Raw genomic sequence first — 12254 nt, forward strand, 5'->3', positions numbered from 1 at the left:
AGACGGCGCACTCCCGTAGAACCGGTCAGGCGGCCCGGGGAATCGGGCCGATCGGCCGCGGGGCGGCCGCGCTCAAAGGGCTGAGGACTCGTGCTTAGCCCTTCGAGACGACCGCGCGCCCGTAAGGCGGTTGCCCCTGGACCGGCGGATTGGCGGTCTGGGCGGCGAGCTCGCCGATCAGGCGATCGGCGTCGGCGGCCATGCCGTCGGGGGCCTGGATCACCAGGCGCTCCAGCGCCCAGCGGTAGGACGAGATGCGCTGCTCCAGGCATTGCTGCACCCACTGGATGATCAGCGAGTTCTCCTGCATGCGCGCGACCGCGTCGTCCCTCTCCCTCGGCGACAGCGCGGAGACCCGCGCCATGCTGGCATCGCGCTTCCTGTCGAGATCGATGACGCGGATCGCGGATGCGAAGAACGGCTCGAAGCGGGTGATGTCGTTGCGCACGTCCTCGATCAGCTGCGCATAGCGCGAGGAAAGCGAGCGGTGCGGTTCGTCGATCAGCGTGCGCCCGTACATGGTGCGGTCGAACACGACCTTCTGCCGCCACGGCGAGGGCAGCGCCTTGTAGTCGCCGAACACGCTCTTCCATGCGGGGCGCGACAGCGGCGGCTCGATCATGGGATAGGCGAGATCGCGAAGCTGGCGCTCTTCGTCGGTGAGCTGGAATTGCGATGGTCTCAGGCCGACGCTGGAGGTGACCTCCGCACCGAGCCAGCGATGCATGTCGTCGCTGCGCATGCTCTCGCGGGTGCGGCCGAAGTCGCCGCCGCTACACGCCGCGAGCAAGGCGCCCAGCAGCGTGAGCAGGACGGCCGATAGGACAGGCCGGATCTGGCGGATGACGTCCGGCATTACATGAAGCCGGATGTCAGCGACGGCGACGACGGCGCCCCGGCGCTGTGCCCTGCTCCGGCCCGCGATCGCCGCTGGTTTCATCCGCCTCGCGCTCGATTCGAATCACGGGAAGGATCAGGACCGTTCCCATGTCCGCGCGAGGAGCGACATCCCCGGACGAGCCCACCCGGCGACCGGCCGGAAATTCGATGATGGTCCCCATGTCAGCTCTCTTCAATTGCCGCGCGACCGAACGCGCCCCTGCAACATGCATTCATTAAGATCAGCTCATGGTTAACGGGGTGTAAACGGGCCGCTTCAACCGTAGCCGCACGGACCGCACCGCGCCGTCCCGTTGCGGCACGACAACGACCCAAATTGCAGGGTCGGCTTCACGCCTCGTTTTCCTTAACGAGGCTTTAAACGAAGCTGCGCTAGGCTCGCCCCCAAGTATCTTTCCCGAGTTGCGTACGCCTCCATGACCAAGTCGCTGTTTCCCGGATTCGACGGGCTGATGACCCTGTCCCGTCGCGAAGGTGTCGATGTCCGTCCGACGCTGCTGCGCGTGCTGACCGACCTCTATGTCCAGACGAGCACCCACAGCGACGACGAGCAGCGGCAATTCGTCGAGCTCGCCACGCGGCTGATCGACCAGGTCGACGACGCGACGCGCGCGGCCGTCAAGGCCCGCCTCGCGGTCTATCCGCAGACGCCCGTCCCGATCCTGCAGAAGCTCGGCCTGGTCGCCACCCAGGAAGGCCGCAGGGTTCCACTGGCCCGGGAGATCCCCGCCCCGCCGCGCGCGCCTGCTCCAGCGCGCGTGCCGACCGAGGCCGAGCAACGCATGGCCGCCAACTTGGCGATGCAGCCGAAAGAGGCGGCCGAGATCCACGACATGTTCTTCCGCGCCGGCGCCTCCGAGCGCGCGCTGATCCTGCACAATCTGGCGCAGACCCCGCTGAAAGCCGCCTCCCGTATTCCGACCGTGCCCGCCAAGCGCGCGATCCAGATCCTGGAGATGGCGGCGATCGCGGGCGATATCGAAAGCTTCACCTTCGAGCTCGGCGACAGCCTGATCCTGCCCTCGCGCGTCGCAGCCCAGATCGTCGACGATGCCGGCGGCGAGGCGCTTGCCGTTGCCGCACGCGCGCTCGACATGCCGAGCCCGGTGTTCCAGCGCATTCTCTTGTTCTTCAAGCCGGAGATCGGAACGTCCGTGAACGCCGTGTACCGCCTGTCGCGGCTCTATGACCGTCTCGCCGAGCGATCGGCGCTGGTGATGCTGGCGGCCTGGCGCGGCTCGACGCTCGCGGTCACCCGCGCGAAGTATCAGTCCTCGCTGCATGACGGGGAGCGCCAGCGCGCACGCGCCGGCGCGAGCCAGACGCGGCCGGGCGTGCAGCCCGGCTCGAGCCCGGCGGTGCGGACCGGGACTAATCCGTCGGATCGCTGATTTGTACGCCGCCTCAGCGAGCGGCAGCGGTGAGGCACGCAACGAACTCCAACCCCGTCATTGCGAGCAATGACGGTTGAGGCTACGCCTTAGCCAATTCCAGAAAATGCCGGCCCGCGCGATCCTCGGTCTCGACGATCCAGGCATCCGGATCGAAGCGGATTTCCTTGGTCAGCCGCTCCTCGATCGTGTGATCCGGCAGAGGCTGCGGCGCGACAGGGACGAAAAAGCGGTCGACCGGCCGGCCGTCGTCATAGACGGTCTGCGGCGCCGGCGCATACAGCATGGCATGGCCGTCGAGCAGCGACACCTTGACGAACACCGCGCCCGCCTCCTCGGCACCGCGACGCCGCACGGCGCCGAACACGCCCTCGGTCTGGCACCGGCGCAAGTAAGCCGCCACCCAAATATTGGATTTCAAACGCATGAATTCGACGATAGGCCAGCGCGAGGCCTCACGCCAGCTTTACGTCTCACGCCTTGCGCGTGCCGTCCTGACCACCGCGAATCTGCGTTGCGATGAAGTATGACAGCGGCATAGCGAGTGCAAATCCTACCGCCACGGCATAGGGAATGTTCCTGATGGCGTCGGCGGCGAAGCTCGGGACCATCAGCACCACGATGAGGCTGATGCCCGCCAGCGTCGTGCCGAGCATGATCCAGACGAGAATCGAGACCTTGAACATGACGACCTCTCTTCCTTTATGAGATGAGCCATCTTGTTCCTGCGGCCGCCGGCCGTCATTGATCCCACTCAAATCGCGATCGTATCGGATCCGGTCCATCGTGCCGGCGCCGGCAATTGACCTGCGTCAACGACACTCGACGTGCGGCTATTCGACCGGGCGGCCGATCGCAGCGGCGAGCTCGCGCAGCAAACGGTCGGAGACCTGGCCGGTGACCTGCATCTTGTGCTCGCGCTCGAACTTCTGGATTGCGGCCTGAGTCTCGGCGCTCATGCTGCCCGTGATCTTCAAATTGCCGTAGCCGTATTCGGACAGCGCGCGCTGCACGCCGGCAATGCGGCGTGCGGCCGGGCTTTGCGCCGGGATCGGCGCCGGCGGACGCAGGGCCGCGGGCGGTGTCGAGGTGGTCGCCTTGACCAGATTGGTCATCGGATCGTTCGAGCGCGTCGATGCGGTCGCCTCGACCGGCTTTTCGGGCGGCTTCTCGGCGGCACGCTCGGCGGGTTTGGGCTCGACCGGCTTGGGCTCGACGCGGAACTCCGTCGCGCGCGGCTCGAGCGGCGAGGTATCGGCGCCGACGGGGCGCGGACGCGGCATGGGATTCGACAGCGGCACGGACGACGGCGCGGGAAGATTGATCACCGTGCCGAACATCGGCGCGGGGTGCCGGCCGGTCTGGAGGAACAGCGCATTGGCAACGATCGCGGCGATCGCGGCGACGGCGACGAGGCCGGCCAGCGTGTCCTTGGGGCTGTGCAGCAGCACGCGCATCACGAGGTTGCGCTCGGTCTCGACGTCGACAACCGCAGCTTTGGCACCACGGCGGCGCGGAGCGGCTTCGTCCTTGGCAGACTTCTTAGGCACTTTTCTTCACCAGAGCGGGTTGTTCCTGAGACTGGTCGTGAGCTTGGTCTTGAAGATCCTGACCTTGAAGATCCTGGCGCAGCGCCGGCGTCAGCGTCGCAATCTTGCGCTCGGCCGGCTTGGCTTGCGGCGGCGTGTAGACGAGCGGCAGCTTGACGGTGACCGCCGTGCCCTCGCCCAACCTGCTTTGTACCGTCAATTCGCCGAGATGCAACGCTACGAGACTCTTCACGATCGAAAGTCCAAGGCCGGTGCCCTCGTGACGGCGCTGATAGGTCGTGCCGGCCTGGAAGAACGGCGCGCCGATGCGCTTGAGATCGTCGGGCGCGATGCCGACGCCGGTGTCGCTGATGCGCAGCGTCAGCTGCGAGCCGGACACCGCGGCCGATACGCAGACCTGACCGCCGCGCTCTGTGAACTTGATGGCGTTGGCGACGAGGTTGAGCGCGATCTGCTTGAAGGCCCTGGGATCGCCGGTCATGACGGGCAGGTCCTGCGGCGCGTCGGTGATCAGGTCGATGCCGTTCTCCCGCGCCTTCAGCGCCAGCAGATTGCAGCAATGCAATAGCGAAGCGCGCGGCGCGAACGGCTCGGACGCGATCTCGAAATTGCCCGCTTCCATCTTCGACATGTCCAGGATGCCGTTGACGACCGACAGCAGGTGCTGGCCGGAATCGTTGATCAGCTGGGCGTATTCCTTGCGCTGCGCAGCACCCAGCATCAAGGCCTGCTCCTGCGCGATCATCTCGGAGAAGCCGATGATGGCGTTGAGCGGCGTGCGCAGCTCGTGGCTCATGGTGGCGAGGAAGCGCGTCTTGGCGGCATCGGCCGCCTCGGCGGCGCTGCGCGCCTGGTCCAGCGCCTGCTCGAAAAGCTTGCGGTCGGTGACGTCGCGCATCACCGCGACGACTTCGGCTTCGCACGTGAAGTCACGCGCGCTGTCCTGATCGAGCGGACGGCAGCGCATCTCGACCCAGATGAAATCGACCTGGCCGCGCTCGGCGACGGGCTCGCGCCGCAGCCTGAACTCAACGCTGCGCACCTCGCCGCGCGCCGCGTCGGACAGTGCCGTGAGGTAGGCCGGCCGATCGGCGACATGGACGCGGTCGAACAGGCCGTGGCCGAGCAGTTGCGCCACCTGCGCGCCGAGCATGGCCTCCACCGCCGGCGAGATGAATTGCACCGCACCGTTGCGCTGATGCCGCGAGATGACATCGCTCATGTTGCGCGCCAGCAGGCGGTAACGCTCCTCCTCGCGCGACAACAGCGCGACGCTGGTGCGCGCGAGCGATTCCGCGCCGAAGGCGAGGCCGGCGGCATAAAGAGTGGCGGACGCGACGCCGAAAGCCATCAGCACGCCGCGCTCGGCGGCGCTCGGCTCAACCACCGGCAGCCAGCCGAGCTGGGTGACCAGAATGAGCATTCCGGCGCAGGACAGCGCAAGCAGCGAGGCAAACGCCGCGACGCGGCGCGAGGCCGACAGCGCAGCTTCGAGCGGAACCACGATCAGCCAGACCGCGGCGAAGGATTCGATGCCGCCCGTCGTGATCGCGACGGCCATGATCAGGCCGGCGAGCGCCAGCGACGACAGCACATGCGCGCCCTCGTAACGGCCGGTGCGCGACAGGAACCAGGACAACATGATCGGCGCGATCAGCCAGGCAAAGGCCGCGACCTCGATCGCGCTCGGCGCGCCGCGCATGGCGAGATAGACCGGAAATGCAGCGAAGGCGGCGAGGCTGCCGAGCAGCCGCGGTGCCATGAAGGCGCGATGGCGCGCGCGCATCAGCGCATCGTAGCGCGCGGAGGGATGCAGCAGTGCATCGAGACAATCGCGGATGATACTCAAAACTGTCACGGGTCTCGCGCTTCGGCTCAATCGTCTCTTGGAAGACGCGCCGGAACGCCTCCTTGTCGTTGAGCCACCGTGTCAGAGCGACCTTAAACGAGTGCTAAGGCGGCACAGCGTGTGGCCGGACACCGCGTTATCGCGGAGCTTTTTAGACGATTTGGCGACGTCTTCGCTGCGAATGGTGAACGCGGGGTTTCACCCTGCTCCGCATGGTTTCGAATTGGTGGATGCGGGGCGGCCGGCAGAACCATGGGTACGGGCGTCAATCGAAAATTTACCGGAACGTCGCTCCCGAAGAATCTTGCGTCAATTTTCCGCGAATTAAGCTCAAGGCAATCACTTGCGATTTATCGAGGATCGCTAGGTCCGACATCCGCGGGAGATCGCCGCGGGCGGAGTCTAACGGACAGGTCGATAAGATGCGCTTTCTGCTCCGCATCACATTCTGGCTCGGGCTGGTGCTGGTGCTCCTGCCGCGGGACAAGACGCCCGAATCGGACAAGCTGCCGCAGATCGGCGCCGCCGATGCGGTGCAGGCCGCGACCGCGGCCGTTTCCGACGTGACCCAGTTCTGCAAGCGCCAGCCGGCGGCCTGCGAGGTCGGCGGCCAGGCCGCGACCATCATCGGCCAGCGCGCCCAGGACGGCGCGAAGAAGCTCTATCAGATCATCAACGACAAGAAAGAGCAGATCACCAACGACAAGAACGACGGCGGCAGGAACGACGGCAGCAAGACCGACAGCAAGAAGGCGCCCGACCATACCGGCTCGATCGCGCTGGCCGGCGAAGGCGATCTTGCAGCGAGCGAGGCCCCGCGCGATACCCTGACCCAGGACGACCTTGCGCTCGAATGGCGCGGACCGGGGCCGGCGAATTAGCGTCCAAGCCCTATCGATTTCAGGGCTTCGCGTCTCTATATTGGCGGTAGGCGGGAACTGCGGGCCGATATGACGACGATTGACGACATCAGGGACAATTTCGAGCTTCTGGACGAGTGGGACGACCGCTACCGGTACGTCATCGAGCTCGGCCGCACTCTGGAACCGCTGCCGGAGGCGGAACACTCGGCCGAGAACAAGGTGCAGGGCTGCGTCAGCCAGGTCTGGCTGCAGAAGACGGTCGATCGCAGCAATGGCGAGCCGGTCCTGAAATATCGCGGCGACAGTGACGCCCATATCGTGCGCGGGCTGGTCGCGATCGTGCTCGCGCTGTATTCGGGCCGCACGCCGCGGGAGATCCTCAATACCGATGCGATCGCCGTGTTCAACGAGTTCGGCTTTCGCGATCATCTGACGCCGCAGCGCTCCAACGGCCTGCGCTCTATGGTCGAGCGCATTAAGACCGATGCGAGAGAGGCGCTCGCGGAAGCGTCATAGCGATCCTCATCGTGAGGAGCGCGAAGCGCGTCTCGAACCATGAAGGCCCGGATGGTGCGGCCATTCTTCGAGACGCCCGCTTTGCGGGCTCCTCAGGATGAGGGCGGAGCGCGCTGAAAACTGGACGACGCTACTTCCGCTTCCGCTGCTGCTGCCCCAGCCCCATCTGCTTGGCCAGCTGCGAGCGCGCCACCGCATAGTTCGGGGCGACCATGGGATAGTCGGCCGGCAAGCCCCACTTCTCGCGGTACTGCTCCGGCGTCATGTTGTACTGCGTGCGCAGATGGCGCTTCAGCGACTTGAAGCGCTTGCCGTCTTCGAGGCACACGAGATAATCGGGCGCGATCGACTTCTTGAGCGAAACGGCGGGCTTGGCCGGCTCCAGCGGCGCGGTCTCGGTGCGGCCTGACGAGACCCGCACCAAGGCGCCATGCACCTGACTGATCAGGTTCGGAATCTCGGCCGCCGGCGTCGGATTGTTGCTGAGATAGGCCGACACGATGCTCGCGGTCAGCTCGATGAAATTCTTCGCCCCCGCATCCGACATGCGCCCCTCCCTTGTCCGCTTGTGGCTTACAGGATTGACGGCACCGAAGTATTCCCTGTCAAGAATACATTCGGCTGAAACACGATGACTGACGGCGACGCACTGATTACTGGTGAAAGGCGCCGGTCTACTTGAGCGCGCAGTCGCTTCAACCGCGCTGGTCGAGATGGGCACGGAGCTCGTCGATCGAGGCAAAGCGCATCATGCCCTCCGGCATCTGCGCCTCGATGGAGCCATCGGAATAGAGCGAATAGGCCATGCCATCGACGACGCCGGACTTGAGCACCGTCACCGGCGGGGGCTCCACGGGCGGCGGCTCGGGCGCCGGCGCAGGAGCGGTCTCCGCCAAGGTCGACGGCGAGCGCGGCGGCGGCGGACGGCGTTGGGCGGCCGGCGGCTCCGGCGGGCGCGCACGGTCCGGCTTCGGCCAGGCGACGTCGAAGCTCGCAGGGGGCGAAAGGTTCGGGGCCTCGCTGGGCTCCGCAGACGGCGGGGCAGTTTCAGTGGATTTTGCCTCCGCGCGCTCGCGCTCCTTGCGCGAGGTCGAGGCGAACAGCAGGTTGCGCCGGCGCGACGCTTCCGGAGCGGGAGGCGGTGTCGGGGCTTCCGGCTCCTGCTGCGGTGCCTCGGCACGCGGCCGCTCGCGCGCTGCAGCTTCGCTCTGCCACGGCGGCGGACTTGCGGGCGGTGGCGGCGGCGCCGGCTCGGCTCTCACCGCCGCAGCGGGCACCGGCTCGGGCGCGACTACGCCAGGCACAGCGAGGCCCGGCAGCGCGGGCCTGACCCGAACCTCGGATGGCGCGACCGCACCGGCCAGCCGGCGCGCGATGCCCCTGAGCTCGAGCAGCACCAGATGCAGGCCGACCAGTAACATTCCGGAGCAGACGCCAATGGTGCCGGAGACTATGAGAGTCCCACCGAGGCTGAATTCCCTGATCGTCATGCCGAAAATCACCGCGAGGAGACCCGCCAGCACGGCGCAAATCCCCACGATCAGCAATGCCAAATTCATCGAACTCACCCCCGGCCGCGCATCACGCGCGAGAACCGCTACGCCACGATACCGTCATACGCTGTTCCACGCCAACGGCCAATTCTGGGCAGTGTTCCTAAAGGGAAGGAAATCAGGGACTTATTCACATTCCCTTCAGCCGGGGCTCGCTACTGCTAAAGCTGCTCGCAAAGTCATCTGAATGGGTGCCAACCGGAATTGCTGCGTCGCATCAGGAATTTAGCCATAATGCCCAATTACTTGGTAATGGAACTGCGCTATAGGGAGTCCGGGGTTGAGGCCCGCGCGCGCCAGCAGGGCCAAAAGGGGATTCCGGGGCACCGATAGCCATGACATCCATCACGACTTCGGCGATCGACACGCCTCGGCGGCGCTCGATCGAACGGACTTGCGACGATCTCGCCATGCTGGTGCTGGCCGCGGTCGCCGTCATTGCGGGCTTGACCTTCCGCGACTACGGGCTCGGCTGGGACGACTACACCCACGCCGAATATGCCGACCTGCTGCTGCGCATGTTCGGTTCCGGCTTCAAGGACACCGCGGCGCTCTCCTTTGCCAATCTCTACATGTATGGCGGCGGCTTCGACATGGTCGCGGCCCTGCTGCACAAGGTCATTCCGCTCGAGCTGTTCGAGACCCGCCGTCTGGTCGGCGCCATCGTCGGCGTAATCGGGCTTGCCGTGACATGGCGGCTCGGCCGCCGCATCGGCGGACCGCTTGCCGGTCTGGCCTCCCTCCTCCTGCTTGCGCTCTGCCCGACCTTTTACGGCCACATGTTCATGAACCCGAAGGATGCACCCTTCGCGGTCGCCATGGTCGTCCTGATGCTCGGCCTCGTCCGGCTCGCCGAGGAATATCCGCAGCCATCGCCGCGCACGATCCTGATCGTCGGCTTGGGGGCCGGCCTTTCGCTCGGCTGCCGTGTTCTCGGCGGACTCGCGCTCGTCTACGCCGTGGTCGGCTTCGTGCCGCTGTTCCTGGAGGAATTGCGCACCGAAGGTCCGCGCGAATCCGTTCGCCGCTTCGCCCATGTCGTCTATGTGTTGCTGCCAGGCCTCGTGCTCGGCTACCTCGTGATGGGCCTGATCTGGCCGTGGTCGATCATGGAGCCCGGCAATCCCTTGGCGGCGCTGACCTACTTCTCGCATTTCTTCGAGAAGCCGTGGAAGGAGATGTTCGACGGTGCGATCGTGTCGGTGCCCGACATGCCCTGGTCGTATCTGCCGACGCTGTTCGCCCTGCAGCTGCCCGAGGTGATGCTGGTTCTGATGGGCGGTGCGATCGTCAGCACCTTCGCCATGCTGCCGCGGCGCGAGGTTCCGGCACGCCGCAAGACCATCCTCCTGATGCTGACGCTGGCTGCTACCCTGCCGCTCGCGATCGCGATGGTGAAGCGCCCGGCGCTCTACAACGGCATCCGCCATTTCGTCTTCGTGATCCCGCCGATGGCGGTGCTCGGCGGCGTCGCCTTCGCCTGGACCATGGAGCGCCTGCGGGCCAATCACCGCACCTGGCAGCCGGTCGTGCTCGCCACCTTCTGCTTCGGCCTTGCGCTGTCGCTCGCCGAGATGATCCGGCTGCACCCCTATCAATACACGCACTTCAACCACATTGCCGGCACCGTGCGCGGCGCCGACGACCGCTTCATGCTGGACTATTGGGGCCTCGCCTTGAAGCAGGCCTCCGACGGATTGCGCGAGCAGCTCGTCGAGCGCCAGGAAGTGCCGCCTGGCAACCGCAAATGGAAGGTGGCGGTGTGCGGTCCGCAGCGCCCGGCCCAGGTGGCGCTCGGGCCCGACTTCACCATCGGCTGGGATTCCAACGCGGCCGATTTCGCCATGACGCTCGGCGAGTTCTACTGCAAGGGCCTCACCGCCCCGGTCATGGTCGAGATCAAGCGCGACGACGTGGTGTTCGCGCGCGTCTACGACATCCGCGGCCGCGGCATTTCCAGCCTGCTGTCGATCCCGGCGCCGTAGTCATCTCCCCGTAGCCCGGATGGAGCGAAGCGTAATCCGGGACCTGCCGTGTCGCGCGAGCGGCCCCGCATTTGCTTCGCTCCATGCGGGCTACGCTGAACTGCCGCGCTCCCGGCGCGCCTTGCTGCCAGCGGCGAGCGGTACTACGCTCCTCCTCCGCAACAACGAGGTTCGGAGAGATCAGCCATGTCGCCAGCAGAAGCCCGCCTGAGGGAAATCCCCTCCAACATGACGGAGGCGGAGTGGCAGCAACGGGTCAATCTCGCCGCATGCTATCGCCTGATCGCGCTGTACGGCTGGGACGATCTGGTCGACACCCACATCTCCGCGCGCGTGCCCGGCCCCGACCATCATTTCCTGATCAATCCCTACGGGCTGATGTTCGAGGAAATCACCGCTTCCAGCCTCGTCAAGGTCGACCTGCACGGCAATCAGCTCTCCGAGAGCGAGTACAGCATCAACCCTGCCGGATTCACCATCCATTCGGCGATCCACGAGGTGCGCGAGGACGCGATCTGCGTGCTGCATCTCCACACCCTCGACGGAACCGCGGTGTCGAGCAGCGCGGAAGGGCTCTTGCCCCTGAACCAGACCGCCCAGCTCGTCACCCACGACCTCGCCTATCACGACTATGAAGGCATCGCGCTCGACCACGAGGAGCGGCCGCGGCTGCAGAAGGATCTCGGCGACCACAACCACATGCTCCTGCGCAATCACGGCACGCTGACGGTCGGTCGCTCGGTCGCCTCCGCGTTCGAGCGCATGTACCATCTCGAGCGCGCCTGCTCGATGCAGGTGCGCACGCGCGCGCTCGGCACGCCGGTCTATCCGGTCGACGATATCGCGATCGAGAAGAACACCGAGCTGCTCGCCAACCGCGACCGCGCCGAGCTGCGCGCAAACAACCTCGTGTGGCCGCCCTTGCTGCGCAAGCTCGACCGCGTCAATCCCGGCTACCGGTCTTGAGATATTCACGAAATTGAGGTAGTGTTTACGTCGAACTACCTCTGCACGTATTGGAATGAAACGCCGCCCAATTCCGGGCGGCGTTTTTTGTTTGAGTCGTCATTGCGAGCGCAGCGAAGCAATCCAGAATCCCTCCGCGGAGACAGTCTGGATTGCTTCGCTGCGCTCGCAATGACGGGAGAGAGTCTTCGTAGCGAATGCTCTCGTAGCAACCATTAAAGCGGGCGCCCGATTGCCTTGAGCATGACGCCGCGCTTGCGACCGTCAAGGCGTGGCCTGGCGGCAGCGGGTATGAGGCGAGAGCAGAGCGACGGCCAGCCTTGACGGCCGCCGCGCGCGGCGTCGTTGTGGCGGCAGGTCGGGACGAAGAAACGGTCGCCTGATCGAACAAAGAAACGAGGTCAGACGGCTGGCAGCTTGGCGAGTTGAGGCACCTCGGCCATCCAGGGAGTTCCGCGGGCGACGACGGCGTTGATCGTGACGAGCAGCTTTCTGGCGCAAGCGACCAGCGCACATTTATGAGGTTTGCCGGCGGCGATCAGCCGACCATAGAAAGCCTTGAGCTGCGGGTTCCAGCGGGAGGATGCCGCAAGAGCCGCGTTGTAGAGCGCCCAACGCAGGCGCTCACGGCCACCTTCGATGTGACGGGCGCCGGAGCGTTTACCGCTATCGTCGTCGTAA

The 12254-nt window shown here is 65.8% G+C and carries 14 protein-coding genes; 5 read left to right on the top strand and 9 right to left on the bottom strand.

What is annotated here, in order from left to right; all coding sequences use genetic code 11:
- Positions 1–94: 94 nt before the first annotated feature.
- Positions 95–856 carry a hypothetical protein gene (locus tag I6F17_RS24960; RefSeq protein ID WP_225125037.1) on the bottom strand — a complete coding sequence of 254 codons (762 nt, stop codon included), beginning with the start codon at positions 854–856 and terminating at the stop codon, positions 95–97.
- A gap of 16 nt (positions 857–872) precedes the next feature.
- Positions 873–1061: a hypothetical protein gene (locus I6F17_RS24965; RefSeq protein WP_036005903.1), complete on the bottom strand. Its 189-nt coding sequence runs from the start codon at positions 1059–1061 to the stop codon at positions 873–875.
- Between the two features lie 255 nt (positions 1062–1316).
- Here I6F17_RS24965 and I6F17_RS24970 point away from each other — a divergent pair, with 255 nt between their 5' ends.
- Positions 1317–2291 carry a DUF2336 domain-containing protein gene (locus I6F17_RS24970; RefSeq protein ID WP_225125039.1) on the top strand — a complete coding sequence of 325 codons (975 nt, stop codon included), beginning with the start codon at positions 1317–1319 and terminating at the stop codon, positions 2289–2291.
- Positions 2292–2373: 82 nt separating this feature from the next.
- On the opposite strand, the gene I6F17_RS24975 is transcribed toward I6F17_RS24970, so the two are convergent.
- The 4 genes from I6F17_RS24975 to I6F17_RS24990 all read right to left on the bottom strand — a co-directional run bounded on the left by I6F17_RS24975 (position 2374) and on the right by I6F17_RS24990 (position 5699).
- On the bottom strand, positions 2374–2718 hold the full coding sequence (locus tag I6F17_RS24975; protein ID WP_036005907.1) for a DUF1491 family protein: 345 nt from the start codon (positions 2716–2718) through the stop codon (positions 2374–2376).
- 46 nt (positions 2719–2764) lie between these two features.
- Positions 2765–2977: a hypothetical protein gene (locus I6F17_RS24980; protein ID WP_024339804.1), complete on the bottom strand. Its 213-nt coding sequence runs from the start codon at positions 2975–2977 to the stop codon at positions 2765–2767.
- A 147-nt stretch (positions 2978–3124) separates the two neighbouring features.
- Positions 3125–3841 carry a peptidoglycan-binding domain-containing protein gene (locus I6F17_RS24985; RefSeq protein ID WP_128262624.1) on the bottom strand — a complete coding sequence of 239 codons (717 nt, stop codon included), beginning with the start codon at positions 3839–3841 and terminating at the stop codon, positions 3125–3127.
- A complete protein-coding gene (locus I6F17_RS24990; RefSeq protein WP_036042943.1) occupies positions 3834–5699 on the bottom strand; it encodes an ATP-binding protein in 1866 nt (621 codons plus the stop codon). The genes I6F17_RS24985 and I6F17_RS24990 overlap by 8 nt, the downstream gene beginning before the upstream one ends.
- A gap of 413 nt (positions 5700–6112) precedes the next feature.
- Between I6F17_RS24990 and I6F17_RS24995 the strand changes: the two genes are divergently transcribed.
- A complete protein-coding gene (locus I6F17_RS24995) occupies positions 6113–6571 on the top strand; it encodes a DUF5330 domain-containing protein (protein ID WP_036042942.1) in 459 nt (152 codons plus the stop codon).
- Positions 6572–6640: 69 nt separating this feature from the next.
- The gene (locus I6F17_RS25000) at positions 6641–7069 is read left to right on the top strand and encodes a SufE family protein (protein WP_036005915.1); all 429 of its coding nucleotides are present in this window, start codon (positions 6641–6643) and stop codon (positions 7067–7069) included.
- A 130-nt stretch (positions 7070–7199) separates the two neighbouring features.
- On the opposite strand, the gene I6F17_RS25005 is transcribed toward I6F17_RS25000, so the two are convergent.
- Positions 7200–7616 (bottom strand): MucR family transcriptional regulator, encoded by a 417-nt coding sequence (locus I6F17_RS25005; protein ID WP_036005917.1) that lies wholly within the window; start codon positions 7614–7616, stop codon positions 7200–7202.
- Between the two features lie 148 nt (positions 7617–7764).
- Positions 7765–8628 (bottom strand): hypothetical protein, encoded by an 864-nt coding sequence (locus I6F17_RS25010; RefSeq protein WP_036042941.1) that lies wholly within the window; start codon positions 8626–8628, stop codon positions 7765–7767.
- 329 nt (positions 8629–8957) lie between these two features.
- Between I6F17_RS25010 and I6F17_RS25015 the strand changes: the two genes are divergently transcribed.
- The gene (locus I6F17_RS25015) at positions 8958–10607 is read left to right on the top strand and encodes a glycosyltransferase family 39 protein (protein WP_225125041.1); all 1650 of its coding nucleotides are present in this window, start codon (positions 8958–8960) and stop codon (positions 10605–10607) included.
- A gap of 186 nt (positions 10608–10793) precedes the next feature.
- Positions 10794–11573 carry a class II aldolase/adducin family protein gene (locus I6F17_RS25020; RefSeq protein WP_225125043.1) on the top strand — a complete coding sequence of 260 codons (780 nt, stop codon included), beginning with the start codon at positions 10794–10796 and terminating at the stop codon, positions 11571–11573.
- Positions 11574–11974: 401 nt separating this feature from the next.
- On the opposite strand, the gene I6F17_RS25025 is transcribed toward I6F17_RS25020, so the two are convergent.
- Positions 11975–12254, bottom strand: a 280-nt coding sequence (locus tag I6F17_RS25025) for a transposase (protein ID WP_225190447.1), incomplete at its 5' end; no start/stop codon positions are given.

The organism is Bradyrhizobium sp. NBAIM18 (assembly GCF_020193825.1).
Classification (GTDB): Bacteria; Pseudomonadota; Alphaproteobacteria; order Rhizobiales; family Xanthobacteraceae; genus Bradyrhizobium; species Bradyrhizobium yuanmingense.

What these genes read in the sequence shown, in the direction of transcription:
- I6F17_RS25020 (WP_225125043.1), top strand. Translation starts at nt 10,794, where the DNA reads ATGTCGCCAGCAGAAGCCCGCCTGAGGGAAATCCCCTCCAACATGACG.
- I6F17_RS25005 (WP_036005917.1), bottom strand. Translation starts at nt 7,616, where the DNA reads ATGTCGGATGCGGGGGCGAAGAATTTCATCGAGCTGACCGCGAGCATC.
- I6F17_RS24980 (WP_024339804.1), bottom strand. Translation starts at nt 2,977, where the DNA reads ATGTTCAAGGTCTCGATTCTCGTCTGGATCATGCTCGGCACGACGCTG.
- I6F17_RS24975 (WP_036005907.1), bottom strand. Translation starts at nt 2,718, where the DNA reads ATGCGTTTGAAATCCAATATTTGGGTGGCGGCTTACTTGCGCCGGTGC.
- I6F17_RS24965 (WP_036005903.1), bottom strand. Translation starts at nt 1,061, where the DNA reads ATGGGGACCATCATCGAATTTCCGGCCGGTCGCCGGGTGGGCTCGTCC.
- I6F17_RS24960 (WP_225125037.1), bottom strand. Translation starts at nt 856, where the DNA reads ATGCCGGACGTCATCCGCCAGATCCGGCCTGTCCTATCGGCCGTCCTG.
- I6F17_RS25015 (WP_225125041.1), top strand. Translation starts at nt 8,958, where the DNA reads ATGACATCCATCACGACTTCGGCGATCGACACGCCTCGGCGGCGCTCG.
- I6F17_RS25000 (WP_036005915.1), top strand. Translation starts at nt 6,641, where the DNA reads ATGACGACGATTGACGACATCAGGGACAATTTCGAGCTTCTGGACGAG.
- I6F17_RS24970 (WP_225125039.1), top strand. Translation starts at nt 1,317, where the DNA reads ATGACCAAGTCGCTGTTTCCCGGATTCGACGGGCTGATGACCCTGTCC.
- I6F17_RS24995 (WP_036042942.1), top strand. Translation starts at nt 6,113, where the DNA reads ATGCGCTTTCTGCTCCGCATCACATTCTGGCTCGGGCTGGTGCTGGTG.
- I6F17_RS25010 (WP_036042941.1), bottom strand. Translation starts at nt 8,628, where the DNA reads ATGAATTTGGCATTGCTGATCGTGGGGATTTGCGCCGTGCTGGCGGGT.